General features: G+C 69.8%; 15 protein-coding genes and 2 rRNA genes (1 of these 17 only partly in view). 6 read left to right on the plus strand and 11 right to left on the minus strand.

The window, feature by feature from the left end; genetic code table 11:
- Positions 1 to 38: 38 nt before the first annotated feature.
- The 3 genes from VAB18032_RS23505 to VAB18032_RS23515 form a co-directional block, all read right to left on the minus strand.
- Positions 39 to 3,125: an Rne/Rng family ribonuclease gene (locus VAB18032_RS23505; RefSeq protein ID WP_013735423.1), complete on the minus strand. Its 3,087-nt coding sequence runs from the start codon at positions 3,123 to 3,125 to the stop codon at positions 39 to 41.
- A 131-nt stretch (positions 3,126 to 3,256) separates the two neighbouring features.
- On the minus strand, positions 3,257 to 4,039 hold the full coding sequence (locus VAB18032_RS23510; protein ID WP_013735424.1) for a TIGR03936 family radical SAM-associated protein: 783 nt from the start codon (positions 4,037 to 4,039) through the stop codon (positions 3,257 to 3,259).
- A gap of 26 nt (positions 4,040 to 4,065) precedes the next feature.
- Complete coding sequence (locus tag VAB18032_RS23515) at positions 4,066 to 6,051, minus strand: TIGR03960 family B12-binding radical SAM protein (protein WP_043721711.1); 1,986 nt, start codon at positions 6,049 to 6,051, stop codon at positions 4,066 to 4,068.
- A 173-nt stretch (positions 6,052 to 6,224) separates the two neighbouring features.
- Between VAB18032_RS23515 and VAB18032_RS33025 the strand changes: the two genes are divergently transcribed.
- Both VAB18032_RS33025 and VAB18032_RS23525 read left to right on the plus strand, forming a co-directional pair.
- Positions 6,225 to 7,844, plus strand: coding sequence for a hypothetical protein (locus tag VAB18032_RS33025; RefSeq protein ID WP_013735426.1), 1,620 nt, complete (start codon positions 6,225 to 6,227; stop codon positions 7,842 to 7,844).
- 50 nt (positions 7,845 to 7,894) lie between these two features.
- Complete coding sequence (locus tag VAB18032_RS23525) at positions 7,895 to 9,367, plus strand: cryptochrome/photolyase family protein (RefSeq protein WP_013735427.1); 1,473 nt, start codon at positions 7,895 to 7,897, stop codon at positions 9,365 to 9,367.
- Positions 9,368 to 9,377: 10 nt separating this feature from the next.
- Here the strand turns inward: VAB18032_RS23525 and VAB18032_RS23530 are convergent, their stop codons facing one another.
- A complete protein-coding gene (locus tag VAB18032_RS23530) occupies positions 9,378 to 10,079 on the minus strand; it encodes a lysophospholipid acyltransferase family protein (RefSeq protein WP_013735428.1) in 702 nt (233 codons plus the stop codon).
- A 196-nt stretch (positions 10,080 to 10,275) separates the two neighbouring features.
- A complete protein-coding gene (gene ileS / locus VAB18032_RS23535; protein WP_013735429.1) occupies positions 10,276 to 13,449 on the minus strand; it encodes an isoleucine--tRNA ligase in 3,174 nt (1,057 codons plus the stop codon).
- A 567-nt stretch (positions 13,450 to 14,016) separates the two neighbouring features.
- Here ileS and VAB18032_RS23540 point away from each other — a divergent pair.
- The gene (locus VAB18032_RS23540; RefSeq protein ID WP_013735430.1) at positions 14,017 to 14,448 is read left to right on the plus strand and encodes a carboxymuconolactone decarboxylase family protein; all 432 of its coding nucleotides are present in this window, start codon (positions 14,017 to 14,019) and stop codon (positions 14,446 to 14,448) included.
- Entirely contained in the window at positions 14,397 to 15,323 is a 927-nt protein-coding gene (gene sigJ, locus VAB18032_RS23545) for an RNA polymerase sigma factor SigJ (RefSeq protein WP_232510850.1), read from the plus strand. Before VAB18032_RS23540 ends, sigJ begins: the two co-directional genes overlap by 52 nt.
- A 26-nt stretch (positions 15,324 to 15,349) precedes the next feature.
- Here the strand turns inward: sigJ and ndk are convergent, their stop codons facing one another.
- Positions 15,350 to 15,775, minus strand: coding sequence for a nucleoside-diphosphate kinase (gene ndk / locus VAB18032_RS23550; RefSeq protein WP_013735432.1), 426 nt, complete (start codon positions 15,773 to 15,775; stop codon positions 15,350 to 15,352).
- Positions 15,776 to 15,918: 143 nt separating this feature from the next.
- Between ndk and VAB18032_RS23555 the strand changes: the two genes are divergently transcribed.
- Complete coding sequence (locus VAB18032_RS23555; protein WP_013735433.1) at positions 15,919 to 17,349, plus strand: VOC family protein; 1,431 nt, start codon at positions 15,919 to 15,921, stop codon at positions 17,347 to 17,349.
- Positions 17,350 to 17,356: 7 nt separating this feature from the next.
- Here the strand turns inward: VAB18032_RS23555 and VAB18032_RS23560 are convergent, their stop codons facing one another.
- From VAB18032_RS23560 to VAB18032_RS23570, 3 genes are all read right to left on the minus strand, one after another.
- Entirely contained in the window at positions 17,357 to 17,722 is a 366-nt protein-coding gene (locus VAB18032_RS23560) for a DUF4233 domain-containing protein (protein ID WP_013735434.1), read from the minus strand.
- The gene (locus tag VAB18032_RS23565; protein ID WP_081476306.1) at positions 17,719 to 18,990 is read right to left on the minus strand and encodes a bifunctional folylpolyglutamate synthase/dihydrofolate synthase; all 1,272 of its coding nucleotides are present in this window, start codon (positions 18,988 to 18,990) and stop codon (positions 17,719 to 17,721) included. Before VAB18032_RS23565 ends, VAB18032_RS23560 begins: the two co-directional genes overlap by 4 nt.
- A gap of 158 nt (positions 18,991 to 19,148) precedes the next feature.
- The gene (locus VAB18032_RS23570) at positions 19,149 to 21,767 is read right to left on the minus strand and encodes a valine--tRNA ligase (RefSeq protein WP_013735436.1); all 2,619 of its coding nucleotides are present in this window, start codon (positions 21,765 to 21,767) and stop codon (positions 19,149 to 19,151) included.
- A gap of 71 nt (positions 21,768 to 21,838) precedes the next feature.
- On the opposite strand from VAB18032_RS23570, the gene VAB18032_RS23575 reads away from it, so the two are divergent.
- Positions 21,839 to 22,522, plus strand: a complete 684-nt coding sequence (locus VAB18032_RS23575) for a hypothetical protein (RefSeq protein WP_013735437.1) — start codon at positions 21,839 to 21,841, stop codon at positions 22,520 to 22,522.
- A 417-nt stretch (positions 22,523 to 22,939) separates the two neighbouring features.
- On the opposite strand, the gene rrf is transcribed toward VAB18032_RS23575, so the two are convergent.
- Both rrf and VAB18032_RS23585 read right to left on the minus strand, forming a co-directional pair.
- A 5S ribosomal RNA gene (gene rrf / locus VAB18032_RS23580) occupies positions 22,940 to 23,056 on the minus strand.
- A 95-nt stretch (positions 23,057 to 23,151) separates the two neighbouring features.
- Positions 23,152 to 25,599, minus strand: a 23S ribosomal RNA gene (locus tag VAB18032_RS23585) (it continues 668 nt past the right edge of the window).

Here is a 25,599-nt window from a genome sequence, read left to right on the forward strand (position 1 = left end):
CGTCACCGCAGGGAGGGGCCACCACGACTGTGCTCAGGTCAGGGCCGGGTACGGCGCCGAGCACCGGCCCGGCGGGAGCGACGGCGACCGGAGCCGCTGTCGTCCTCGTCGTCCTCGGCGAGCGCATCCGGGTCGTCCGGCGCGGCCAGCCGCGCCGACTCACCCTGCTGGCTGTCGGCGATGTCCGGCGTGGCCGGGGTCTCCGCCTCGTAGCGCGACAGGTCGTAGCCCATGGTGTCGTGGTAGTCGGCGTCGGCGCTGCTCGTGTCGTCGACCTCGGCGACCTCCACGACGGTCCGCTCGGCAGCGCTCTTACGAGCCCGACGCCGGGACGAGGCGGTCGGCTGCTCCGTCGTCGGCGCAGCAGCCGAGGCGACCGCCTTGACCTTCTCCGCGCCACCGGAGCGGGGCTTCTCCGGCACCGGCTCGGTGTGGATGACCAGGCCCCGGCCCTTGCAGCACTCGCAGGTCTCGCTGAACGCCTCCAGCAGACCGGCGCCGATCCGCTTACGGGTCATCTGCACGAGGCCCAGCGAAGTGATCTCGGTGACCTGGTGCTTGGTACGGTCCCGGCCCAGGCACTCGGTCAACCGGCGCAACACCAGTTCCCGGTTCGACTCCAGCACCATGTCGATGAAGTCGATCACCACGATGCCGCCGATGTCGCGCAGCCGCAGCTGACGGACGATCTCCTCGGCCGCCTCCAGGTTGTTGCGGGTGACCGTCTCCTCCAGGTTGCCGCCGGCACCTGTGTACTTGCCGGTGTTCACATCGACCACGGTCATCGCCTCGGTCCGGTCGATGACCAGGTGACCGCCGGAGGGCAGGAAGACCTTGCGGTCGAGCCCCTTGAGGATCTGCTCGTCGATGCGGTACTCGGCGAAGACGTCAGTGGTGCCCACGTGCCGACGCAGCCGGGCGAGCAGGTCCGGCGAGACGTGCGACAGGTACGACTCGACCATGTCGTACGACTGGTCGCCCTCGATCACCAGCTCACGGAAGTCCTCGTTGAACAGGTCCCGGACCACCCGGATGACCAGGTCAGGCTCCTCGTAGAGCAGCACCGGCGCGCCGCCCTCGGCGGCCTTGGCCTGGATGTCCTCCCACTGCGCCTGGAGCCGCTTGACGTCGCGGGCCAACTCGTCCTCGCTGGCCCCCTCGGCCGCGGTCCGGACGATCACACCGGCGCCGTCGGGCACCAGCTTCTTCAGCACGTCACGCAGGCGCTTGCGCTCGGTGTCGGGCAGCTTGCGGCTGATCCCGGAGGCGTTGCCACCGGGCACGTACACCAGGTGCCGGCCCGACAGCGCGACGTGGCTGGTCAGCCGGGCGCCCTTGTGCCCAATCGGGTCCTTGGTGACCTGCACCAGCACCGAGTCGCCGGACTTGAGGGCCTGCTCGATCGAGCGGGCCCGGCCCTCCAGGCCGCTGGTGTCCCAGTTGACCTCTCCGGCGTACAGCACCGCGTTGCGACCGCGACCGATATCGACGAACGCCGCCTCCATGCTGGGCAGCACGTTCTGCACCTTGCCGAGGTAGACGTTGCCGGCCATGGTGCCGGTGGAACTGCGGGTGACGTAGTGCTCGACAAGCACACCGTCCTCGAGCACCGCGATCTGGGTGCGGTCGCCGCGCTGGCGTACCGCCATCACCCGGTCGACGGCTTCCCGGCGCGCCAGGAACTCGGACTCGCTGAGGATCGGCGGGCGGGTACGGCGCTGCTCACGACCGTCCCGACGGCGCTGCCGCTTGGCCTCCAGCCGGGTCGAGCCGGAGACGCCCTGCACCTCGTCGACCGTACGACGGGGCTCCCGGATCTTCACCACGGTCGGCACGCCGTCATCGGCGGCGCCCTCGGTGTCACCGGCACCCCGCCGACGACGCCGCCGACGCCGACGGGTCAACCCGTCGCCCTCGGTGTCGTCGCCGTTCTCGTCGGTCTCGGCCTCGGCCTCGGTCTCCCCCGCCTCGGCGGTCTCAGTCTCGGCCTCGGCCTCGGCGTCCTCGCCGTCCTCGGCCTCTTCCGCGCCACCCTTGCCGCGTCCCCGGCCCCGGCGACCACGCCGACGGCGACGCCGTGCGCTGGCGGTCTCCTCGTCCTCGTCCTCGTCGGCGGTCTCCTCGACCTCCTCGACGGCGGGTTCCTCGTCGGCCTCGACCGTCACGACCGGTTCGGGCTCGCGCCGGCTACGCCGTCGGCGGCGGGAGGGTTCGACCGGTTCCTCGGCGACCTCCTCCTCGGCCGCCGCCGCGGCGGCGGCGATACGGGCCGCGGTGATCTCCTCGGGAGCCATGAACAGCACCGTCGGCGCGGTGAGCGCGGCCCGGCGGCGGCGCGACCTGGGCTCCGGCTCCGCGACCGGCTCCGGCGCCGGTGGCACCTGCGTCACCGGTGGCGGCACCGCGCCCGGTGCCGGCTCGGCCGCCGCGCCCGCAGCCGGCGTCGGCGCCGTCGGCTCGACCTCTTCGGTGGACTCGTCAGGTGCGGGGGCAGCGCTCTCGGCCGGAACGGCTGCGGCTCCGAAGTCGGTTCCGGCGGCGGGTTCGGCCGCCGCCGGCTCTTCGGCGCTCGGCATCTCCGCCGGGGTCTCGACGGCCGGCTCGACCACCGCGGGCGTGGCCTTCCGCCGCCGGGTACGGGTCACCTTGACCGGCGGTACGACGTCACCGGCGGCCGCTTCGACCTCGGCCGCGGCCACGGGCTCCTCGGTGCTCTTCGCCGCGGTGGTGGCCTTGCGGCGTCGCCGTGTGGTCTTGGGTGCCGCCTCGAGGTCACCGGAGACCGGGGCCAGGACCTCCGCCTGCGGGGCTTCCGCACTGCCCACGGCCGGCGTGCTCTGCGCGTCCACCGGAGCGTCGGTCTGTTCGGGCTGGCTGACCGGGGTGGCGCGCCGTCGGGTGGTCCGCCGCCGCGGCGGTGTCTCGCCGGTGGGCACGCCCGCCAGGTCGGCCGTACCACTCACCGTGTCGGTGGCCTCCTGCGACGGGGAGGCACCCGCTCCGGTGGCAGTGGTCTCCTGCGGCGTGGCGGTGCCGCCGGCCTCGCTCGCCGCGTCGACGGTGGTGGGCTCGGCGGCCGGGTTCACACCGGTCCGTTCGCCGCCCTCGGGCTCGTTCTCGAGCATGGACGTTCTCCAGTTCTGGCTTCCCCGGGCGCGGGTGAGCGCTGCCACGCAGGGATGCCGCAAAAGGTGTTTCCCCGGGCGCACGGCGTGCGCGACCGGCGAAGTCTGCCTGCCTGGACGCCGACCGTCGGTCAGCGTCCGCCGATGGTTGCCCCGTCGCGATCCGCGTCCAGCGGATCCACGATCGCACCCTGCGCGGTCAGCGTGCCCTGAGCCAGCCGGATCACCTTCGGGGCCACCGGCGGCTCCAGGCCGGCCACCACGCGGAGGCCGGAAAGGACGTCATCGGGTCGTACGGACGGGGTGACCTGCCGTACAACCAGTTCGAGTATCGCACACGGTACGGCTGATGCCTCGGAAGGCGTCGCCGACGCAACGCCCACATCGATGGCGATGACTGCCGCCCGCGCGTCGAAGGTGCGCCGCCCCTGTTTGGTCATCCGCTCGACCTGGACCTCCTCGGCGGCGCTGAACGCGGCCACGGCCTTGGCGAGCACCTCCGGATCGACCTGCGGCAACTCGACGCGCCACCGGGACGCCTCGATCCGGTCGGCCAACCCGCTGCCGGTGGCCACCACGGCGTCGAGCACGTCGAGGCCGGGAGAGAGCGCGGCGTCCAGCGCCAGACGCAGCGCGTCCGGATCGACCGGTTCACGCAGGCCGATCTCCAGGTACTCGGCCTCGCTCGCCACCCCGGTCGGCGCCGCACTGGCGTACGAGATCTTGGGGTGCGGGGTGAAGCCCTGCGAGAAGGCCATCGGCACGCCGGCGCGGCGCAACGCACGCTCGAACGCCCGGGCGAAGTCCCGGTGCGAGGTGAACCGCAACGGGCCCCGTTTGGCGTACCGGATCCGCACACGCTGGACGACCGGCGCCTGGCCCCCTTCGGGCTGTGGTCTCTTACTGATCTTCATGCTCCTCGTTGAGAGATCCGATCAGATCACTGCTGGGCGCCGGTGGGCAGCTTCAAGCCGTTGACCGGGGTCAACGGGAGCAGCTTCCGGCCGGTCGGACCGATCTGGATCTCGGTGTCCATGGTCGGGCAGACGCCGCAGTCGAAACACGGCGTCCACCGGCAGTCGTCCTGCTCGTACTCGCTGAGCGCGTCCTGCCAGTCCTGCCAGAGCCAGTCCTTGTCCAGGCCCGAGTCCAGGTGGTCCCAGGGCAGGACCTCCAGCTCGTCGCGCTCGCGGGTGGTGTACCAGTCGAGGTCCACGCCGAAGGTGGGCAGCACCTCGGCGGCGGCCTCCACCCAGCGCTGGTACGAGAAGTGCTCGCTCCAGCCGTCGAACCGGCCGCCGTTCTCCCAGACCTTGCGGATCACCGCGCCGACCCGGCGGTCGCCCCGGGACAGCAGCCCCTCGATCAGGGACGGCTCACCGTCGTGGTAGCGGTAGCCGATGGCCCGGCCCAGCGAGCGGTCCGCGTTGATCGCCTGCTTGAGCAGCCTGAGCCGGTGGTCGATGACCTCCGGCCGTTCCATCGCCGCCCACTGGAAGGGGGTGTGCGGCTTCGGCACGAACCCGCCGATGGAGACCGTGCAGCGGATGTCCTTGGACCCGGTGGCGGCCCGACCGGCCCGGATGACCTCGTGGGCCATGTCGGCGATCTCCAGGACGTCGGCGTCGGTCTCGGTGGGCAGCCCGCACATGAAGTAGAGCTTCACCTGCCGCCACCCGTTGGTGTACGCGGTGACCACCGTACGGATCAGGTCGTCCTTGGAGACCATCTTGTTGATGACCTTGCGGATCCGCTCCGACCCGCCCTCCGGGGCGAAGGTCAGACCGGTGCGCCGCCCGTTGCGGGACAACTCCTGGGCCAACTCGATGTTGAACGCGTCCACCCGGGTCGACGGCAGCGACAGCGACACGTTCGTGCCCTTGTACTGCTCGGCAAGGCCGGAGCACATGTCGCCGATCTCGGAGTGGTCGGCCGAGGAGAGCGACAGCAGCCCCACCTCGTGAAAGCCGGAGAACTCCAGCCCCTGCTGCACCATCTGCCCGACCGTGGTGATGGACCGCTCCCGTACCGGGCGGGTGATCATGCCCGCCTGGCAGAACCGGCAGCCCCGGGTGCAACCCCGGAAGATCTCCACCGCGTACCGCTCGTGCACCGTCTCGGCCAGCGGGACCAGGGGCTTCTTCGGGTACGGCCAGGCGTCCAGGTCCATCGTCGTGCGCTTGTGCACCCGGAACGGCACGTCCGCCCGGTTCGGCACGACCCGCTGGATCCGACCGTCGGGCAGGTAGTCCACGTCGTAGAAGCGCGGCACGTAGACGCTCTCGGTACGCGCCAGCCGCAGCAGCAGCTCGTCGCGGCCACCGGGGCACCCCTCGGCCTTCCAGTCCCGAAGAATCGCGGTGATCTCCAGGACCGCCTCCTCGCCGTCGCCCAGCACCGCGGCGTCGACGAAGTCGGCGATCGGCTCCGGGTTGAACGCGGCGTGCCCGCCGGCCACGATCACCGGGTCGGCGTCGGTCCGGTCGGCCGCAAGCAGCGGGATGCCGGCCAGGTCGATCGCGGTGAGCAGGTTTGTGTAACCCAGCTCGGTGGCGAACGACACGCCGAACAGGTCGAAGTCGCGTACCGGCCGGTGGGCGTCGACGGTGAACTGCGGCACGCCGTGGGCGCGCATCAGGTTCTCCAGGTCCGGCCAGACCGCGTACGTCCGCTCGGCGAGCGTGTCGGGCAGTTCGTTGAGCACCTCGTAGAGGATCTGCACGCCCTGATTGGGCAGGCCGACCTCGTACGCGTCCGGGTACATCAGCGCCCAACGTACGGTCGCCGAGTCCCAGTCCTTGACCACTGCACCCAGCTCGCCACCGACGTACTGGATGGGCTTGGTCACCTGGGGCAGCAGCGGCTCCAGTCGGGGCCACACGGAATTGGCCGCGACGGGGCGCGGTGTGGTGGACGGGACGCTCATGATGCCCAAGGGTACGCGCCCGCCCGTCGACGGCCGCGCCACACCTGTCCCCCCGGCACGCCGGGCCACCGGCCCCCCTGAAGTGGCCGACCACCGGGACCGGACGCGGCCTGATTCGGACACGCTGGCACGACGGTACTAACCTCGGGTCGGCGTGAGAGGAGATTGCCGCGATGCCGGAGCCGCAGCCGGGTACCGACCGGCCGGTCGACGGGAACCGGCCGGACGCACACCGCGACGGGGAGCCCGCGGTCACCCAGGAACAGCCCACCCCGGTGGTCCTCGGGGCCCCCACCGGCCCTGACGGCACCCGGGTGCTGCCTGCCGACGCGCCCGACCCCACCAGTGCACCACGTGACGCGGACCAGCCGACGCGGGAGGACAGCGCCGTCGGAAGTGACGCCACGGCAGCCCCGCCGGCAGACGCCGACGCCACGGCACCGACCGCCACCGCACCGGGACAACCCGACGACGTGCCGCGCAGCCCCCGGCAGGCCGCCGGCGGCTCCGGTGACGCGCACCCCACCAAGATCGATCCGGGCGACGCGCAGCGCACCACGATCGACCCGGGTGAAGCGCAGCGCACCGCCATCGACCCGGGCGACGCGCAGCGCACCGCCATCGACCCAGGTGACGCGCAGTCCGCCGGTACGCCGCCCACGGCTGTCGGTCCGCAGGGCACCCGCGTCATGTCACAACCGGTACCGGACGAGGAGCCCGCGCCGCGCTGGAGCGGGTCCGCCGCCGTACCGCCGGCAGCGCCGCGCCGCCCCAGTTGGGGCGAGTCGGCCGAGCCGACCCCGCCGCCGGTCGCCGCGGCCCACCAGCCGGAGCACCAGACCCCGGTCGACCCGTGGGCGGGTGTCGACACCAGCGGATGGGAACTGCACTCGGCCGACTTCCCGGCGCTGCCGCCGACGCTTTCCTACCCGGCGCCACCGCCGACCACGCCGTACTCCGGGCCACCGGCCCACCAGCCGCCAGCCCAGCAGCCACCGGCCGCCAACTTCCCCCCGCCGGCGGTGCCGGCTCCCCCGATGCCACCGGCTTCTCCGGCGTATCCGCAGGCAGGCTATCCGCCGCCACCGGTGCACCAGGCGCCCGCGCCGTCGCCGCGTCCCGCCGCCCGACCGCCGGCCCCGGTCGGGCCACCGCCACCGCCCGCCCGAGGGCGGAAGGTGAAGAAGTTGCCACCGGCCGCGCCGCCGCCCGGCTGGCAACCGCCTCCCGGAAACGTTCGGGCCCGCAAACGGCGCCGCTGGCCCTGGGTGCTGCTGCTGACCCTGGCGTGCTGCTGCGGCTGCCCGGCCTACTACGGCATGCCGATGGCCACCCAGTACCCGGCCGATGCGGCCCTTCCCAGGCAGGTGGCGGATCTGCGCCTGCGGGAGGATCCGCGCAACGCGCAGACCGCCCGGAAGCTGGAAGCCCAGACGCGCCAGGCGCACCTGCTCTCCGACAACATCTTCGCCGGGGTGTACACCACAAGCGTCGGCAAGCGGGTGACGGTCTTCGGTGGCACCGGATTCCGGCTCACCCCCTCCTCCGACGCCGACGCCGAGATCGAACGCCTCACGCAGGAGTACTCCCTCGGCGCGGCGGAGGTGGTGGACAGCGGCGTCCGGGGGCGGCACGGGCGCTGCGCGGTGGGCAGCTCCGACGGCATCGGGGTGGTCGTCTGCACCTCCGTCGACCATGGCAGCCTCACCACCGCGGTGTTCACCGGCCTCTCGGTGGACGACAGCGCCCGGCTGCTCGACACCCTGCGGGAAGAGATCATCACGCCTGCCTGACCTGAGCCGGTTTCCACCCCGACCCGCGCCCGCTCGGGGACAATCGGGTCATGCCTCGGCGTTGGCTGTTCGCCGACCAACTCGGACCACACTTCCTCGACGAGCGCCGCCAACCGGTGCTGCTGATCGAGTCGAAGGCGGTCTTCCGTCGTCGGGCCTTCCACCGGCAGAAGGCCCACCTGGTGCTCTCCGCCCTGCGCCACCGGGCGGCCGAACTGGGCAATCAGGCGATCTTCCTGCGCGCCGAGACCTACCGGCAGGCACTGCGGCGGGTACGTGAACCGCTGGAGGTCTGCCACCCGACGTCCCGCGCCGCGCTGGACTTCGTCCGTGGGCTGGACCAGGTGACCGTACTGCCGCCTCGCGGCTTCGTCACCGGGCTGGACGAGTTCGCCGACTGGGCGGACGCTCGGCGCGGCGCGCTGCGGATGGAGACCTTCTACCGGTTCGCCCGGGAACACCATCGGGTGCTCGTCGACGGTGCCGAGCCGGTCGGCGGGCGGTGGAGCTTCGACACCGAGAACCGCCAGCCGCCACCGAAGGGTGTCGAGCGGCTCGACGTACCGCCTCCGCCGATGCCCCGCGAGGACGACATCGACGCCGAGGTGCGGGAGGATCTGGACCGCTGGGAACGGGAGGGCATCCGGTTCGTCGGGCGGGACGGTCCCCGCCGATTCCCGGTCACTGCCAAGGAGGCCCAGGCACGGCTACGGCACTTCCTCAAGCATCGGCTGCCCCACTTCGGCCCGTACGAGGACGCCATGCTCGCCGGTGACCCGTGGCTGGCGCACAGCATGCTCTCCTCCTCGTTCAACCTCGGGCTGCTCGACCCGATGGCGGCGATCCGTGGCGCGGAGCAGGCGTACCGCAAGGAGAAGGTGCCGCTGCCCAGCGTGGAGGGCTTCATCCGGCAGATCCTCGGCTGGCGGGACTTCGTCTGGAACCTGTACTGGTACTTCGAGCCCGGCTACCAGCGGAGCAACGCGTTGGGTGCCCGCGCGGCGATGCCGGGCTGGTTCCGCGACCTGGACGCCGACGCGGTGCAGGCGCGCTGCCTGTCGGATGTGCTGGCCGATCTGCGTGACCACGGCTGGGTGCACCACATCCCCCGGCTCATGGTGCTCGGCAACTACGCGTTGCAGCGCGGTTGGCGAACGGCCGAGGTGGTGGACTTCTTCCGCCGCAGCTTCGTCGACGGCTACGACTGGGTGATGACCGTCAACGTCGTCGGCATGAGCCAGTACGCCGACCTGGGACGGATGAGCACCAAGCCGTACGTGGCCGGCGGCTCGTACATCAACCGGATGAGCGACTACTGCGGCGGCTGCCGGTACGACCCGAAGGTCCGCCTGGGTGAGCGGGCCTGCCCGTTCACCGCCGGCTACTGGTCGTTCCTCGATCGCAACCGCGACCGCATCCCGGCCAACGCCCGGATGGCGCGCACGATGGCGCAGATGAACCGGCTCGGCGACCTCGACGCCGTACGCGATCAGGAGAAACGCCGCTCCTCGAAGGCGCCGTGACCGGCGTGGGTCAGTCGGCGCTCGGCTCGCCGGTGGCCTTCGGCTGAGCGCGCGGCGGGGCGTACCGGGGCACGTACTCCTGACCGGTGAGCTTCTGGATCTCGGCCATCATCTCGTCGGTCATCTTCCGCAGCGAGAGCCGGTCGTCCGGTCGGCCGGTGAAGTCCAGCGGTTTACCGAACTTGACGGTGATCTTCTTCCCGGTGAAGGGCCGCGGCACCCGAGCGCCGATCGGCTGCACCTTGTCAGTCCCGATCATGCCGACCGGGATGATCGGGACCCCGGCCGCGATGGCGAGACGGACCGCTCCGGTGCGACCCCGGTAGAGCCGTCCGTCCGGCGAACGGGTGCCCTCGGGATAGACGACCACCAGGTCACCGCCCTTGAGCGCGGGGATGGCCGCGTCGAACGCGGACAGCGCCGCCCGCCCACCGGCCCGCTCCACCGGGATCGCGCCGAGGCCGGTGAGGACGAACTTCGAGAAGCGCCCCTTGAGGGTGGTGCCCTTGAAGTACTCGGACTTGGCCCAGAAGGCCAGGTGCCGGGGGACGACCGTGCCGAGGAACAACTCGTCGGCCACCGACAGGTGGTTACCGGCGAAGATCGCCCCACCGGTCTCCGGTACGTGCTCCAGACCCTCCACGGTCGGTCGGAACGCCAGCCGCAGCGTGGGCGCCACGGTGAGCTTGCCGATGGTGTAGAGCAGCGGCACTGGTCCTCCGACGATGGGTGATGTACGCAGTGGGGCGCTGACACCGTAGCGGACGGACGCACGTCGTGATGCGCGAGGTGGGCCGGATCCGCTGGCTGGACGACCGGATGGTGACAGGGGCCCCCGCTGCCGCCCGAGGGCGTCGACAAGGGCCCCTGCTCATCCGTCAGGCGCGGCGACCGCGCCCGCTCACTCGTCAGACGCGGCGGACCGAGACGGTGACCCGCTCGCCCTCACCGGCCTCGCCGGCGAACCCGTCGATTCCCTCGGCGAAGTCGACCCGGTCGGCCAGCACCTCCCGAGCCACGAAGTCGGCGTACGCCGACACCGCCTCCCGCACCTGCGCCGAGGCGTCGACAGTCGCCACGATCCGGTCGGAGATGTCCAGGTCGGCGTCGCGCCGGGCCTGCTGCACCACCCGGACCACGTCGCGGGCCAGCCCTTCGGCGGCCAGTTCCGGGGTGACAGTGGTGTCCAGCACCACCACCCCTTCGCCGCCGGGCAGCGGTGCCGAGTGCTCCGCGTCGGCCGCGATCAGGCGCAGCTCGTACTCGCCCTCGGCGAGGGTGACCCCGGCGGCGACCGGGTCACCGTCGACCAGTTCCCACTCCCCCGCCTTGACCGCCTTGATCACCTGCTGGACCTGCTTGCCGACCCGGGGCCCGAGCGCCCGGGGCACCACCGTCAGCACCTGCTGGCAGTACGCCGACACGTCGCCGGTGAAGACGACCTGCTTGACGTTTACCTCGTCGGCCACCAGGTCGGCGAAGGGACGCAGCTGCTCGGCGACCGGGCTGGCCACGGTAAGGGTGGACAGCGGCAGCCGCACCCGCAGACCCTTGGCCTTGCGCAGCGACAGGGCCGCCGAGGCGACCGCCCGGACGTTGTCCATCGCGGCCACCAGGTCGTGGTCGGCCGGGAACTCCTCGGCGACCGGCCAGTCGGTCAGGTGCACCGACCGCTCACCGGTCAACCCACGCCAGATCTCCTCCGCGGTCAGCGGCGCCAGCGGCGCCACCACCCGGCAGAGCGTCTCCAGCACCGTCGACAGCGTGTCGAACGCGTCGGCGTCGCCGGACCAGAACCGGTCCCGGGAGCGGCGCACGTACCAGTTGGTCAGCGCGTCCAGGTAGGACCGCACGGTGGCGCAGGCCCCGGAGATGTCGTACGCGTCCATCTGCGCGCCGACCGTCGCCACCAGCTCGTTCGTCTTGGCCAGCACGTACCGGTCGAGCAGGTGGGTGCTGTCCGTCCGACGCCGGGCGGTGTAGCCGTCGGCGTTGGCGTAGAGCGAGAAGAAGTACCAGACGTTCCACAGCGGCAGCAGCACCTGCCGGACGGCGTCCCGGATGCCCGACTCGGTGACCGGCATGTCGCCGCCACGCAGCACCGGCGAGGACATCAGCATCCAGCGCATCGCGTCCGAGCCGTACGAGTCGAAGACGTGGTACACGTCCGGGTAGTTGCGCAGGCTCTTGGACATCTTGCGCCCGTCCGAGCCGAGCAGGATGCCGTGGCTGAGGCAGTTACGGAACGCCGGCCTGTCGAACAACGCGGTGGCCAGCACGTGCATGGTGTAGAACCAGCCGCGGGTCTGCCCGATGTACTCGACGATGAAGTCGCCCGGGTAGTGGTGCTCGAACCAGTCGGCGTTCTCGAACGGGTAGTGCACCTGGGCGAACGGCATCGAGCCGGACTCGAACCAGCAATCCAGCACCTCCGGCACCCGACGCATCATCGACTTGCCGGTCGGGTCGTCCGGGTTGGGGCGGACCAGGTCGTCCACCGCCGGCCGGTGCAGGTCGGTCAGGCGTACGCCGAAGTCCCGCTCGATGTCGGCGAGCGAGCCGTACACGTCGATGCGGGGGTAGTTCGGGTCGTCCGAGCGCCACACCGGGATCGGCGAGCCCCAGAACCGGTTCCGGCTGATCGACCAGTCCCGGGCGTTGGCCAGCCACTTGCCGAACGAGCCGTCCTTGATGTGCCCCGGGGTCCAGTTGATCTGCTGGTTCAGCTCGACCATCCGGTCCTTGAACTTGGTCACCGCGACGAACCACGACGACACCGCCTTGTAGACCAGCGGGGTGTCGCAGCGCCAGCAGTGCGGGTACGAGTGGGTGTAGGTGTCCTGCTTGAGCACCACCCCCCGGTCCTTCAGCTCCCGGATCACCGGCTTGTTGACGTCGAAGACCTGCTCGCCCTGGTACGGCGGCACCAGCGCGGTGAACCGGGTGTGGTCGTCCACGGTGACGATGGTGGGGATGCCGGCGGCGTTGCAGACGTTCTGGTCGTCCTCACCGAAGGCCGGGGCCAGGTGCACGATCCCGGTACCGTCCTCGGTGGTCACGAACTCCGCCCCGAGCACCTGGTACGCGTTCGCACCGGCCTGCTCGACCAGGAAGTCGAACAGCGGGGTGTAGCGCCGCCCCACCAGGTCCGCCCCGCGTACCGTGCCGACCTGCTCGTACCCCTCAAGTTCCTTGGCGTACGCGGCCACCCGCCCGGCACCCACCAGGTACCGCTCGCCGTCGCGCTCCAACACGGCGTACTCGATGTCCGGGCCCACGGCCAGGGCCAGGTTCGACGGCAGGGTCCACGGGGTGGTGGTCCAGACACCGAGCTTGACCGGCCCACGGACCAGTTCCGGCGCGGACTCGTCGCCGGTCAGCTCGAACCACACGGTCAGCGTCGGGTCGTGCCGGTCCCGGTAGACGTCGTCCATCCGGGTCTCGGTGTTCGACAGCGGCGTCTCGCAGCGCCAGCAGTACGCCAGCACCCGGAAGCCCTCGTAGACCAGACCCTTGTCGTGCAGGGTCTTGAAGGCCCACATGACGCTTTCCATGTAGTCCAGGTCGAGGGTCTTGTAGTCGTTGGCGAAGTCGACCCAGCGGGCCTGCCGGGTGACGTACCGCTCCCAGTCGTGGGTGAACTCCAGCACCGACGTGCGGCACGCCTCGTTGAACCGGGCCACGCCCAGGTCGAGGATCTCCGCCTTGCTGGTGATGCCGAGCTGCTTCTCCGCCACCACCTCGGCGGGCAGGCCGTGGCAGTCCCAGCCGAAACGCCGCTCGACCCGGCGACCCCGCATGGTCTGGTAGCGCGGCACCACGTCCTTGACGTACCCGGTGAACAGGTGCCCGTAGTGCGGCAGCCCGTTGGCGAACGGCGGGCCGTCGTAGAAGACGTACTCGTTGTCGGCGTCTCCGCCGGCACCCGTCTCCGATTGCCGGCCGGAGGCCGGCCGCTGCTCGACGCTGGCTTCGAAGGTCTTGTCGGCCGTCCAGTGCTCCAGCACCCGGCGCTCGACCGCGGGCAGGTCCGGGCTCGCCGGGACTCCGGCGGCGGTCGGGTCGTGCAACGGATAGGCCATCGCCTGTCGCTCTCCTCGCTGACGCTCACTGTCGTGTGGGTCTTGCGAGGACGAGCCCGTCACCGGTACGCCGTCACCAGCGCCCCGGGCAAGGCCCGCGGTACCACCCCGCTTGACGGTCAGGATCAACCGCCCGCTCGTTAGGCCGGCTGTAACGGGCCGAACCCGTCCGGTTCTACTCGGGCACAAGGCCCTTTCTTCCGGAGGCTCCCCGGTGATAGCCGGATCATCGCCACTCCCCCCCATCCTACCCACCCCACCCACCCCCCTCACCCCCATAACCCACCCCACCCCCACCCCACCCCCCTCCCCCCGCGATCTTGCACTTCCGGTCGCCCATACGCGGCTTCTGGATGGATATGCACCGACACAAAGTGCAAGATCGACGGCGCGAGGGCGTGACGGGGCGCGAGGGGGCGCGAGGGGCGGCGCGAGGGGGCGGGGTGCGGGGCGGCGGGTCAGGGTGCGGGGGTGGTGGGGGTCACAGGGGTGGGGTGTCACGGTGGGGGTGGGGTGGGCGTCGTGGGGGTGTTGGAGGCACTGTCAGGAGGGATTTTCGTGCAGCGGATGGATGTGGCTGAGGTAGCGCCGGAGGCGTACCAGAGCGTGCTGGGGTTGGAGAAGTACGTCCGGGCAAACGTGGAACACACCGTGCTGGAGTTGGTGAAACTGCGCGCGTCGATGCTGAACGGCTGCGCGTACTGCGTCGACATGCACAGCCGGGATGCGATGGACGCCGGAGAGTCGCATCGGCGGCTGTTCGCGGTGGCGGCGTGGCGTGAAGCGCCCTTCTTCGACGAGCGGGAGCGGACCGCGCTGGCGCTCACCGACGCGGTCACCCGCCTCGGCGAGCACGGGGTACCCGACGACGTCTGGGCGGCCGCCGCGAAGGTCTGGCCGGAGAAGGCCCTCGCCGACCTGGTGCTGGCGATCGCCACAATCAACGTGTGGAACCGGATCGCGGTGACCTTCCGCAAGGACCTGCCGACCGAGGTCTGAGCCCGATCGACGCGGTGGAGGCGGCCGGTGCGCTCGAAGCGCACCGGCCGATGCTGCTCGGTCTGGCCTACCGGCTGCTCGGCAGCCGGCACGACGCCGAGGACGTGCTCCAGGAGGCGTACCTGCGGTGGATGCGGGTCGACCGGGCCGGCGTGGCCGAGCCGCGCCGCTACCTGTCCCGGGTGGTGACCCATCTGGCCATCGACCGGCTCCGCGCCCGGCAGGCAGCCCGGGAGGCGTACGTCGGGATGTGGCTGCCGGAGCCGGTGCCCACCGCGCCTTCGCCGTTCGGCCCGCTGGAACGTGCCGAGTTGCGCGATTCGCTCGCCACCGCGCTGCTGCACCTGCTGGAACGCCTCACCCCGCCGGAGCGCGCGGTCTACGTGCTGCACACCGCCTTCGAGATGCCGTACGCCGAGATCGCCGAGCTACTGGACCGCTCGGCCGAGGACTGCCGGCAACTGCATCATCGGGCCGCCATGCGGATCGGCCGCGACCAGCGCCGCTTCACCATCGACCGGGCGGAGCAGCAGCGGCTGCTGGACGCCTTCATCGCCGCCGTCGACGACGGCGACCTGGCCGCGCTGACTGACCTGGTGGCCGCCGAGGCGACCGCGTGGAGCGACGGTGGCGGCCGGGTGCGGTCCGCCCGCAACCCGGTGACCGGCGTCGACCGGGTCACCCGCTTCCTGCTGGGCATCCGCGCCAAGGGCTGGCCGCTCACCGTGCACCGCACGGAACTCAACGGCCAGCCGGCCGCCGTCGTGGTCACCGCGGCCGGTCACCGGTACGCCCTCACCCTCGCCACCGCAGACGGTCGGATCACCGACATCTTCCTGGTGGCGAACCCGGACAAGCTGGCCTGGGCGGCCTGAACAGCCGCCCCGCCGCGTACCAGGCGTCAGCTCAGCTCGGGGAACCAGAGTGCGATCTCGCGCTTGGCGCTGTCGGCCGAGTCGGAGGCGTGCACCAGGTTCTCCCGGTTGGACAGCGACAGGTCACCCCGGATGGTGCCGGCGGCGGCCTTACGCCCGTCGGTGGCCCCGATCAGGCCGCGCACCACGTCGATGACCTGGTCACCGGAGAGCACCAGGGCGACCAGCGGACCACCGGTCATGAACGCCTTCAACGGCGGGTAGAACGCCTTGTCCACGTGCTCGGCGTAGTGCTCGTCGGCCAGCGCGGCGTCCATCGTCCGGGACACCATGGCGTCGATCCGCAGCCCCTTGCGCTCGAAGCGGGAGATGATCTCGCCGACCAATCCACGGCGGACCGCATCGGGCTTGATCAGTACGAGCGTACGCTCGTCCGGGCTGCTGCTGGACACGCTGGGTTCCTCCTCAGAGCGGAAGCCGGTCGGGCTGGGTACGGTCAGCCTAGCGACCCGGTCCCGGCGCCGGCGCGGTGGTCGGTGCTTCCCCCGATCCCCGATCCGGCCTAGCCTGGCCCTGACCACCCGGGAGGTCCACTGTGGCGAACGGCGGGAACCGACCCATCGCACCGGTACGCAAGTTGGTCGCTGCGGTGCTCGGCACCGTGGCCTCCTTCGTCATCCTTTTCGGCCTGGGCATGACCAGCTGGGCCATCGTGGCGCTGGGCGTCGCGGTCCTGGCGCTGGCGATCGCGCTGGCCACGGTCCGCGCCGGCGGGCGCACCTGGGTCGTGGGCGCCGGGCACGTGCACAGCGCCTCGGAGCCACCCACCCAGTACGCCTTCGGGCGCTGCGAACTCCAACTGGTGATCGACGCCCCGGGCCTACCACCCCGGTCGAAGAAGATCATCGAGCCTCGGGTGCCGGTGTCGAAGTGGCCGTCGCTGGGCCAGAGCCTGCCGATCCGGGTGGCCCTGGACGACCCGCGACACGTCCGGGTGCTCTGGGACGAGGTGCCCACCCACGCCGAGACCGACCCCACCGAGCCGCCTCCCGAGTACGCCACCCAGGTACCGCCGGACGAGGTCCTCATCGGTCAGGAGGCCCCACCGTGGGCCGACCGGGCGCCGGAGGACGACTTCCCGCTGAGTGATCCGCTGGCTGGTCCCACCGGTGACGAACCCGTCGAGCCGGTCGAGCCACGGGAGCCGGTACGGGTCCGTCAGCGTCCGGGCGGCCCGGTCGTGCTGGAGGGGACGGTGGTGGAACAGTCGAACGACCATCAGCTGCCCCGCCGGGCCACGCCGGCACCTCGTACCCCGGCCGAGGAACGGTTCGCCGCCGCCACCGCCTCCACGGAGGCTCTCGTCGACGCCCAGCCGAGCGGGGCCCGGCTGGCCGAGGCGGCCACCCGCTCACCCGATCCGCTCGACCCGCTCGACCTCCCGTTGGACGACCCGCAACCACGACCGACGGCCGCGGGCGACCTCGCATCAGGGCCGTCGACGGCGAGCGACCCGGCACCGTCCGCCGTCGACAGCGAGGCCTCCGTCGACAGCGAGGCCGCGGTCGACGACGCCGTCGAGGCCCGCAAGCTGGACGAGGCGATCTTCGGGTACGACCCGGAGGCCGTCGACACCGCGGACCCGGCCGCGCCGATCAGCGGTGTCGGCATCACCCTGCTGGTCACCGACCTTGCCCGCTCCCTGGCGTTCTACCAGGGGCGGCTCGGCTTCACCGAGGTCGACCGGGGCACCGGCAACGCCGTGCTCGCCTCCGGGGCGACCCGACTGGTGCTCCGCGAGGTGTCCGGCGCCCAGCCGGTCAGCCGACGACTGGTGCACGTCAACCTCGACGTCGACGACATCCAGGGGGCGTACGAACAGCTACGCGACTCCGGTGTGCGGTTCACCTACGCCCCGAGGGTCGTCAACCGGGGCAACCGGCTGGAGGTGTGGGCGGCAGCGTTCCGTGACCCGGACGGCCACGGCATCGCCCTCACCCAGTGGCGGGAACGCGCCGACGCCTGAGCACGGCTCAGCCGAGGATCACCCGACGGACATGCCAGGCGTACGCCCACACCAACGCGAACATCACCCCCAGCACGAGCAGCGACCAGTGCAGTAGCCCGGAGAGCAGCAGCAGCCCCTGCAACACGGTGCCGGCGTTCCACGCCCACGGCCGGCCCATCAGACCGGCCAGCATGGCGGCGGCCACGGCCAGCGCCACCACCGCCCCGATCGCGGCAGCGCTCAGGTCACCGCCGACCAACCGGATCGGTTGGATGGCCAGCAGCAGCACCAGCGCCTCCAGGGCCAGGGTGCCGGCCCCGAGGCCGCGTACCGCCCGCTGCGGGTCACGCAGCCCCGAGCGCCGCTGCTGCGGGCCCTCCGGTCCGCTCATCGCTTCAACAACCGGCGCGCGTCGGCCACCGTCACCACGGAACCGGTGACGATCACACCGACCCCGGCCAGTTCACCCGGTACGTCCTCCTCGGCCAGCGCCACCGCCGCCTCGATCGCGTCCGGCATCTCCTCGGCCACCTCGACCCGGTCGGGCCCGAACACCTCGGCGGCGAGCGCGGCCAACTCGTCGGCCGGCAGGGCCCGTGGCGAACTGTTGCGGGTCACCACCACCTGATCGACCACCGGCTCCAACAGCTCAAGCATGCTGGCCGCGTCCTTGTCGGCAAGCGTGCCCACCACGGCGACCAGCTTGCTGAAGGCGAACTCCTCCTGCAGGGCGGTGACCGTGGCCGCCATGCCCTGCGGGTTGTGCGCGCCGTCGAGCAGGATCGTCGGGGCGGTACGCACCCGCTCCAGCCGACCCGGGGAACTGGCGGTGGCGAAACCCTCCCGGACCGTCTCCAGGTCGAGCTGACGCCGAGCACCGGCGCCGAGGAACGCCTCCACGGCGGCGAGCGCCACCGCCGCGTTCTGCGCCTGGTGCGCGCCGTGCAGCGGGAGGAACACCTCCTCGTACACCCCGCCGAGGCCCTGCAACGTGAGCACCTGCCCGCCGACCGCCACCGCCCGGCGCAGTACGCCGAACTCCGAGCCCTCGCGGGCGATGGTGGCACCGACCTCGGCGCAGCGTTGCAGGATCGGCCGCGCGGCTTCCTCCTCCTGGGCGGCGGCGATGACCGTCGCGCCCGGATGGATGATGCCGGACTTGGCGACCGCGATGTCCTGCAACGTGTCACCGAGCCACTCGGTGTGGTCCAGCCCGATCGGCGTCAGTACGCACACCCCGGCCTGGATCACGTTCGTGGCGTCCTCGGCTCCGCCCAATCCCACCTCGACCACGGCCACGTCGACAGGCGCGTCGGCGAAGGCGGCGAACGCCAACGCGGTGGTCATGTCGAAGTAGGTGAGCGGCTCGGCCGAACGGTCGTCGACCAGTTCGGCGAGCGGCTTGACCTCCTGGTACACGGCGGTGAAGCGGGCCTCGTCCACCGGCTCACCGTCCAGGCTGATCCGCTCCCGCACCGTCTCCAGGTGCGGGCTGGTGTACCGCCCGGTGTGCAGCCCGAACGCCCGCAACAACGAGTCGATCATCCGGGCCGTGGAAGTCTTGCCGTTGGTGCCGGTCAGGTGGATCGACGGGTACGCCCGTTGCGGGCTGCCCAGCAGGTCGAGCAGGTCCGAGATGCGGTCCAGTTCGAAGACCATCCGGGTGAAGCCGCGCCCCGCCAGTTCCGCCTCGATCTCGGCGAAGGCGGCCCGCTCGGCGGCTTTGCCCCGCTCGGGGCGCTCGTCGGCGCGGCCGGGCCGACCGTCGGACGCCGGTCGGCCCGCACCACTGCGGTCGTCGTGTTCGTTGCTGTCGGTCACGAGGGCAGCGCCTCCAGAGCGGCGTCGATGCGGGTCAGGTCGGCCTCGGCGGCGGCGAGCCGGTCACGGATCTTCGCAACCACGGGTTCCGGTGCCTTACCGACGAACGCCGGGTTGTCCAGCTTCGCCCGCGCCTGCCCGGCCTCCTTCTCGGCCGCCGCGCGGTCCTTGGTCAGCCGGGCGCGTTCGGCGGCGACGTCGATCGAACCCCGGGTGTCCAGCGCGACGCTGACCTCCCCCGGCATGGCCAACGTCGCGCTGGCCTGGAAGTCGTCACCGGCCGCGTCGAGCCGGGCCAGGGAACGGATCAACGGCTCGTGCGCCGCGACACCGGCACCGGCCAGCCCGTCGAGCCGGGCGGCGACCCGCTGGGTCGGACGCAGCCCCTGGTCGGAACGGAACCGGCGGACCTCGGTGACCACCCGCTGCAGGGTGGCGATCTCCGCCTCGGCGCCGGTGTCGATCCGGGCCCGGTCGGCGACCGGCCAGGCGGCCGTCATCACCGTCTCGCCACCGGTCAACGCGGTCCACAGCTCCTCGGTGACGAACGGGATCACCGGGTGCAGCAGCCGCAGCAACTGGTCCAGCACGTGCCCGAGGACCCGGCGACTGGTGTCGGCGGCGGCGCCACCGGCGGCCAGCACCGGCTTGCTCAACTCCACGTACCAGTCGCAGACGTCGTCCCAGGCGAAGTGGTAGAGCAGGTCACAGACCTTGGCGAACTCGTACGCCTCGAACTGCTCGTCCACCTCGGCGGTGACCTGCGCCAGCCGGGACAGGATCCACCTGTCAACGGTCGACAGCTCGGCCGCGCCCGGCAGCGCCCCCGCGGTGTGCGCGCCGTTGAGCAGCGCGAAGCGGGTCGCGTTCCACAGCTTGTTGCAGAAGTTGCGCGACCCCTGGCACCAGTCCTCGCTGACCGGCACGTCCCCGCCGGGGTTGGCGCCCCGAGCCAGGGTGAACCGGGTCGCGTCGGCCCCGTACCGGTCGATCCAGTCCAGCGGGTCGACCACGTTGCCGAACGACTTGGACATCTTCTTGCCGTGCTCGTCGCGGACCATGCCGTGCAGGGCGATCACGTCGAACGGCTGCTTGCCGTCCATCGCGTACAGGCCGAACATCATCATCCGGGCAACCCAGAAGAACAGGATGTCGTACCCGGTGACCAGCACGCTGGTCGGATAGAACTTCGCCAGTTCGGGGGTCTGCTCCGGCCAGCCGAGGGTGGAGAACGGCCACAGCCCGCTGGAGAACCAGGTGTCCAGCACGTCCTCGTCCTGGTGCCAGCCCTCGCCGGTCGGCGGCTGCTCGTCGGGGCCGACGCAGACCACCTCGCCGTTCGGGCCGTACCAGACCGGGATGCGGTGGCCCCACCACAGCTGGCGGGAGATGCACCAGTCGTGCATGTTGTCGACCCAGGCGAAGTACCGCTTGGCCAGATCCGCCGGCTCGATCGCCACCCGGCCGTCGCGCACCGCGTCACCGGCCGCCTTGGCCAGCGGGGAGGTGTTGACGAACCACTGCAACGACAGCCGCGGCTCGACCGTGGTCCGGCACCGCGAGCAGTGCCCGACGGCGTGCACGTACGGCCGCTTCTCCGCCACGATGCGCCCTTCGGCACGCAGCGCCGCGACGATCGCCGGGCGGGCCTCGAACCGGTCCAGCCCTTCGAACGGGCCGGGCGCGGTGATCACACCCCGCTCGTCCATGATCGTCAACGCGGGCAGGTCGTGTCGCTGCCCGATCTCGAAGTCGTTCGGGTCGTGCGCCGGGGTCACCTTCACCATGCCGGTGCCGAAGGCCGGGTCGACGTGCGCGTCACCGACGATCGGGATCCGACGGCCGGTCAGCGGCAACTCGACCTCGGTGCCGATCAGGTGCCGGTACCGCTCGTCGTCCGGGTGCACCGCCACCGCCGTGTCACCGAGCATGGTCTCGGCCCGGGTGGTGGCCACCACCACGTCGTCGCTGTAGCGGATCGAGACCAGCTCACCGTCGTCGTCGGAGTGCTCCACCTCGATGTCCGACAGGGCGGTCAGGCAGCGCGGACACCAGTTGATGATCCGGTTCGCCCGGTAGATCAGGCCGTCGTCGTACAGCTTCTTGAACATCGTCAGTACGGCCCGCGACAGGCCCTCGTCCATGGTGAAGCGCTCACGGTCCCAGTCGACCGAGTCACCGAGGCGACGCATCTGGCCGAGGATCGCGCCCCCGGACTCCGCCTTCCACTGCCACACCCGCTCGACGAACTTCTCCCGACCCAGGTCGTGGCGAGACAGCCCCTGCGCGGCCAACTGCCGCTCGACCACGTTCTGGGTGGCGATGCCGGCGTGGTCCATGCCCGGCAGCCAGAGCGCCTCGAACCCCTGCATCCGCTTCCGCCGCACCAGGGCGTCCTGCACCGTGTGGTCGAGCGCGTGGCCCATGTGCAGCGAGCCGGTGACGTTGGGCGGGGGGATCACGATGGTGAACGGTGGCTTGTCACTGTCTGCCGACGCCCGGAACCGACCGTCGGCTACCCACTGCTCGTACCGTCGCTGCTCTACCTCACCGGGCTGGTACTGGCCGGCGATGGTCGGGGCGTCGGGGCGTCGGGTATCCAGGTTCTCGGTCACCTAAGAAAGTCTACGGAGCGCTTCCGCAGACCCGACGTCCACCACCGGTGCTTTCGCGTACGGTGGCGGCTATGTCGGACGCACATCGCACCGCGCGCCAGCTCGACGAGGGGGCTCCGCCGCTTGACCTGACCGACGAGCCGATCGAGCTGAGCAACCGCGACCCGCAGGACGACCCGGATCGCCCCACAGCCCGTGGCCGCCGACGCCGCGTCGTGATCGCCCTCCTGGCCGTCCTGGCGCTGACGGGTGTGGGTGCGCTCGGCGCCTGGGGCTGGCGGATCGTCCAGCAGAAGGACACCCTGATCGCCACGCCGGACACGATCGCAGGGCTCACCCGCGACGACAGCGAACGGGCCGTGAGCACCGCCGACTACCTGCGCAGCGGCCTCGCCGCCGACATCCAGCTCGACACCAGCTTCGGTGCCGTCTACCAGGACCCCGCCGACGAGCGTCGGTCGGTACTGTTCTTCGGCGGCACCACCCTGCTCTGGCAGCCCGAGCGAGACCTGGAGAGCCTCTTCGGCCTGATGTCCGACGAGACGGGTGCGGTAACCGGCCTACGCGACATGACCCCGGGCCGACTCGGCGGCGTGATGAAATGCGGCACCACCAGCGGCGAGGGCGGCGACTTCGCAGTCTGCGGCTGGGCCGACCACGGCAGCGTGGCCATCGCCATGTTCCCCTTCCGCCCCGTCGACGAAGCAGCCGGACTCCTCCGCAAGATCAGGGAAACCGTACAGACCCGCGACTGACCCTCCAACCGACCTCTCTCGCCAGTCTCGGTCCCGCCAGCAGCCCACTCTCGCCGGCGGCTCTTGTCGCTGGCGGTCTCCGTCGTTGGGTAGGCCTTTGCTCTGCTTCAATCCACGCACTGGTTTCCGTTGCTGGTTGTTGCGTGGGTTGAAGCAGAGCAAAGCAGTTCAGGCCGGCATGCCCGGCCCGCCGGCCGTGGCATTGCGTGGCGTCGGCGTCCTGGCAGGGGGCACGGCATTCTGGTACGAGCGGTGGGTCGGTGCCGCGGTCACGCGGGCCAGTGTGCCTGCCCGGCGCGTGCCCCCGGGGGGGGGTGGCGTACCTCGAAGTCCGTCCCCGTCCCGAGCCGGTGAGTGTCTCGTGTGGACATACGTTTGAGGGCCACCCCAACAGGGGTGGCCCTCAAATCGAAGAATGTCCGGCGGTGTCCTACTCTCCCACACCCTCCCGAGTGCAGTACCATCGGCGCTGGAAGGCTTAGCTTCCGGGTTCGGAATGTAACCGGGCGTTTCCCTTCCGCCATAACCGCCGTAACCCTATCAACATATCAAACAACACCACACCAACAACTTGTCGGGGTGTTTGTTTGTTTGTTGTGAGTTACACAGTGGACGCGAGCAGAACCTTTGTGAGCAAGTCCTCGGCCTATTAGTACCGGTCAACTGAACCCGTTACCGGGCTTACATTTCCGGCCTATCAACCCAGTAGTCTAGCTGGGGGCCTTACCCACCCCGAAGAGTGGTGGGATACCTCATCTTGAAGCAGGCTTCCCGCTTAGATGCTTTCAGCGGTTATCCCTTCCGAACGTAGCTAACCAGCCGTGCCCCTGGCGGGACAACTGGCACACCAGAGGTTCGTCCGTCCCGGTCCTCTCGTACTAGGGACAGCCCTTCTCAAGTATCCTACGCGCACGGCGGATAGGGACCGAACTGTCTCACGACGTTCTAAACCCAGCTCGCGTACCGCTTTAATGGGCGAACAGCCCAACCCTTGGGACCTGCTACAGCCCCAGGATGCGACGAGCCGACATCGAGGTGCCAAACCATCCCGTCGATATGGACTCTTGGGGAAGATCAGCCTGTTATCCCCGGGGTACCTTTTATCCGTTGAGCGACACCGCTTCCACACGCAAGTGCCGGATCACTAGTCCCGACTTTCGTCCCTGCTCGACCCGTCAGTCTCACAGTCAAGCTCCCTTGTGTACTTGCACTCAACACCTGATTGCCAACCAGGCTGAGGGAACCTTTGGGCGCCTCCGTTACCTTTTAGGAGGCAACCGCCCCAGTTAAACTACCCACCAGACACTGTCCCTGAACCGGATAACGGTCCGAAGTTAGATACCCGAATCAACCAGAGTGGTATTTCAAGATTGCCTCCACACATACTGGCGTATGCACTTCACCGGCTCCCACCTATCCTACACAAGCTAACTCAGATACCAATGTCAAGCTATAGTAAAGGTCCCGGGGTCTTTCCGTCCTGCCGCGCGTAACGAGCATCTTTACTCGTAATGCAATTTCGCCGGGCCTGTGGTTGAGACAGTGGGGAAGTCGTTACGCCATTCGTGCAGGTCGGAACTTACCCGACAAGGAATTTCGCTACCTTAGGATGGTTATAGTTACCACCGCCGTTTACTGGCGCTTAAGTTCTCCGCTTCGCCCCGAAGAGCTAACAGGTCCCCTTAACGTTCCAGCACCGGGCAGGCGTCAGTCCATATACATCGAATTACTTCTTCGCATGGACCTGTGTTTTTAGTAAACAGTCGCTTCCCCCTGCTCTCTGCGGCCATACAACGCTCCACCCGCGCGGGGCTTCACGTCTCCGGCCCCCCTTCTCCCTAAGTTACGGGGGCAATTTGCCGAGTTCCTTAACCACAGTTCGCCCGATCGCCTCGGTATTCTCTACCTGACCACCTGGTGTCGGTTTGGGGTACGGGCCGCTCAGAACTCGCTAGAGGCTTTTCTCGGCAGCATAGGATCACTGACTTCACCTGAATCGGCTCGGCATCACGTCTCAGCCTACATGTGCCACGGATTTGCCTATGACACGGCCTACACGCTTACCCCGGCACAACCACCGGCCGGGCTCAGCTACCTTCCTGCGTCACCCCATCGCTTGACTACTACCCGCCAGGTTCCCACGCTCACCATGCTTGGTCCGAAGGTCTTGCACTGGTTTGGGTGGTTAGCACAACGAGGTTCATCAGGGACGCTCCTTCGCGGGTACGGGAATATCAACCCGTTGTCCATCGACTACGCCTCTCGGCCTCGCCTTAGGTCCCGACTCACCCAGGGCGGATTAACCTGGCCCTGGAACCCTTGGTCATCCGGCGGAAGGGTTTCTCACCCTTCTTTCGCTACTCATGCCTGCATTCTCACTCGTGCCGCGTCCACAACTCGATCACTCGGCTGCTTCACCCCCGGCACGACGCTCCCCTACCCATCCACACACCTGCACAAGGCTCCAAAGAACCTCGCGAAGTACACGCGTGAATGCCACAGCTTCGGCGGTGTGCTTGAGCCCCGCTACATTGTCGGCGCGGAACCACTTGACCAGTGAGCTATTACGCACTCTTTAAAGGGTGGCTGCTTCTAAGCCAACCTCCTGGTTGTCTATGCGACCCCACATCCTTTTCCACTTAGCACACGCTTAGGGGCCTTAGCTGGTGATCTGGGCTGTTTCCCTCTCGACTACGAAGCTTATCCCCCGCAGTCTCACTGCCGCGCTCTCACTTACCGGCATTCGGAGTTTGGCTGATTTCGGTAAGCTTGTGGGCCCCCTAGACCATCCAGTGCTCTACCTCCGGCAAGAAACACACGACGCTGCACCTAAATGCATTTCGGGGAGAACCAGCTATCACGGAGTTTGATTGGCCTTTCACCCCTAACCACAGGTCATCCCCCAACTTTTCAACGTTGGTGGGTTCGGCCCTCCACGCGGTCTTACCCACGCTTCAGCCTGCCCATGGCTAGATCACTCCGCTTCGGGTCTAGAACATGCGACTCAAACGCCCTCTTCAGACTCGCTTTCGCTACGGCTCCCCCACACGGGTTAACCTCGCCACATGCCACTAACT

It is taken from the genome of Micromonospora maris AB-18-032, from assembly GCF_000204155.1.
Classification (GTDB): Bacteria; Actinomycetota; Actinomycetes; order Mycobacteriales; family Micromonosporaceae; genus Micromonospora; species Micromonospora gifhornensis.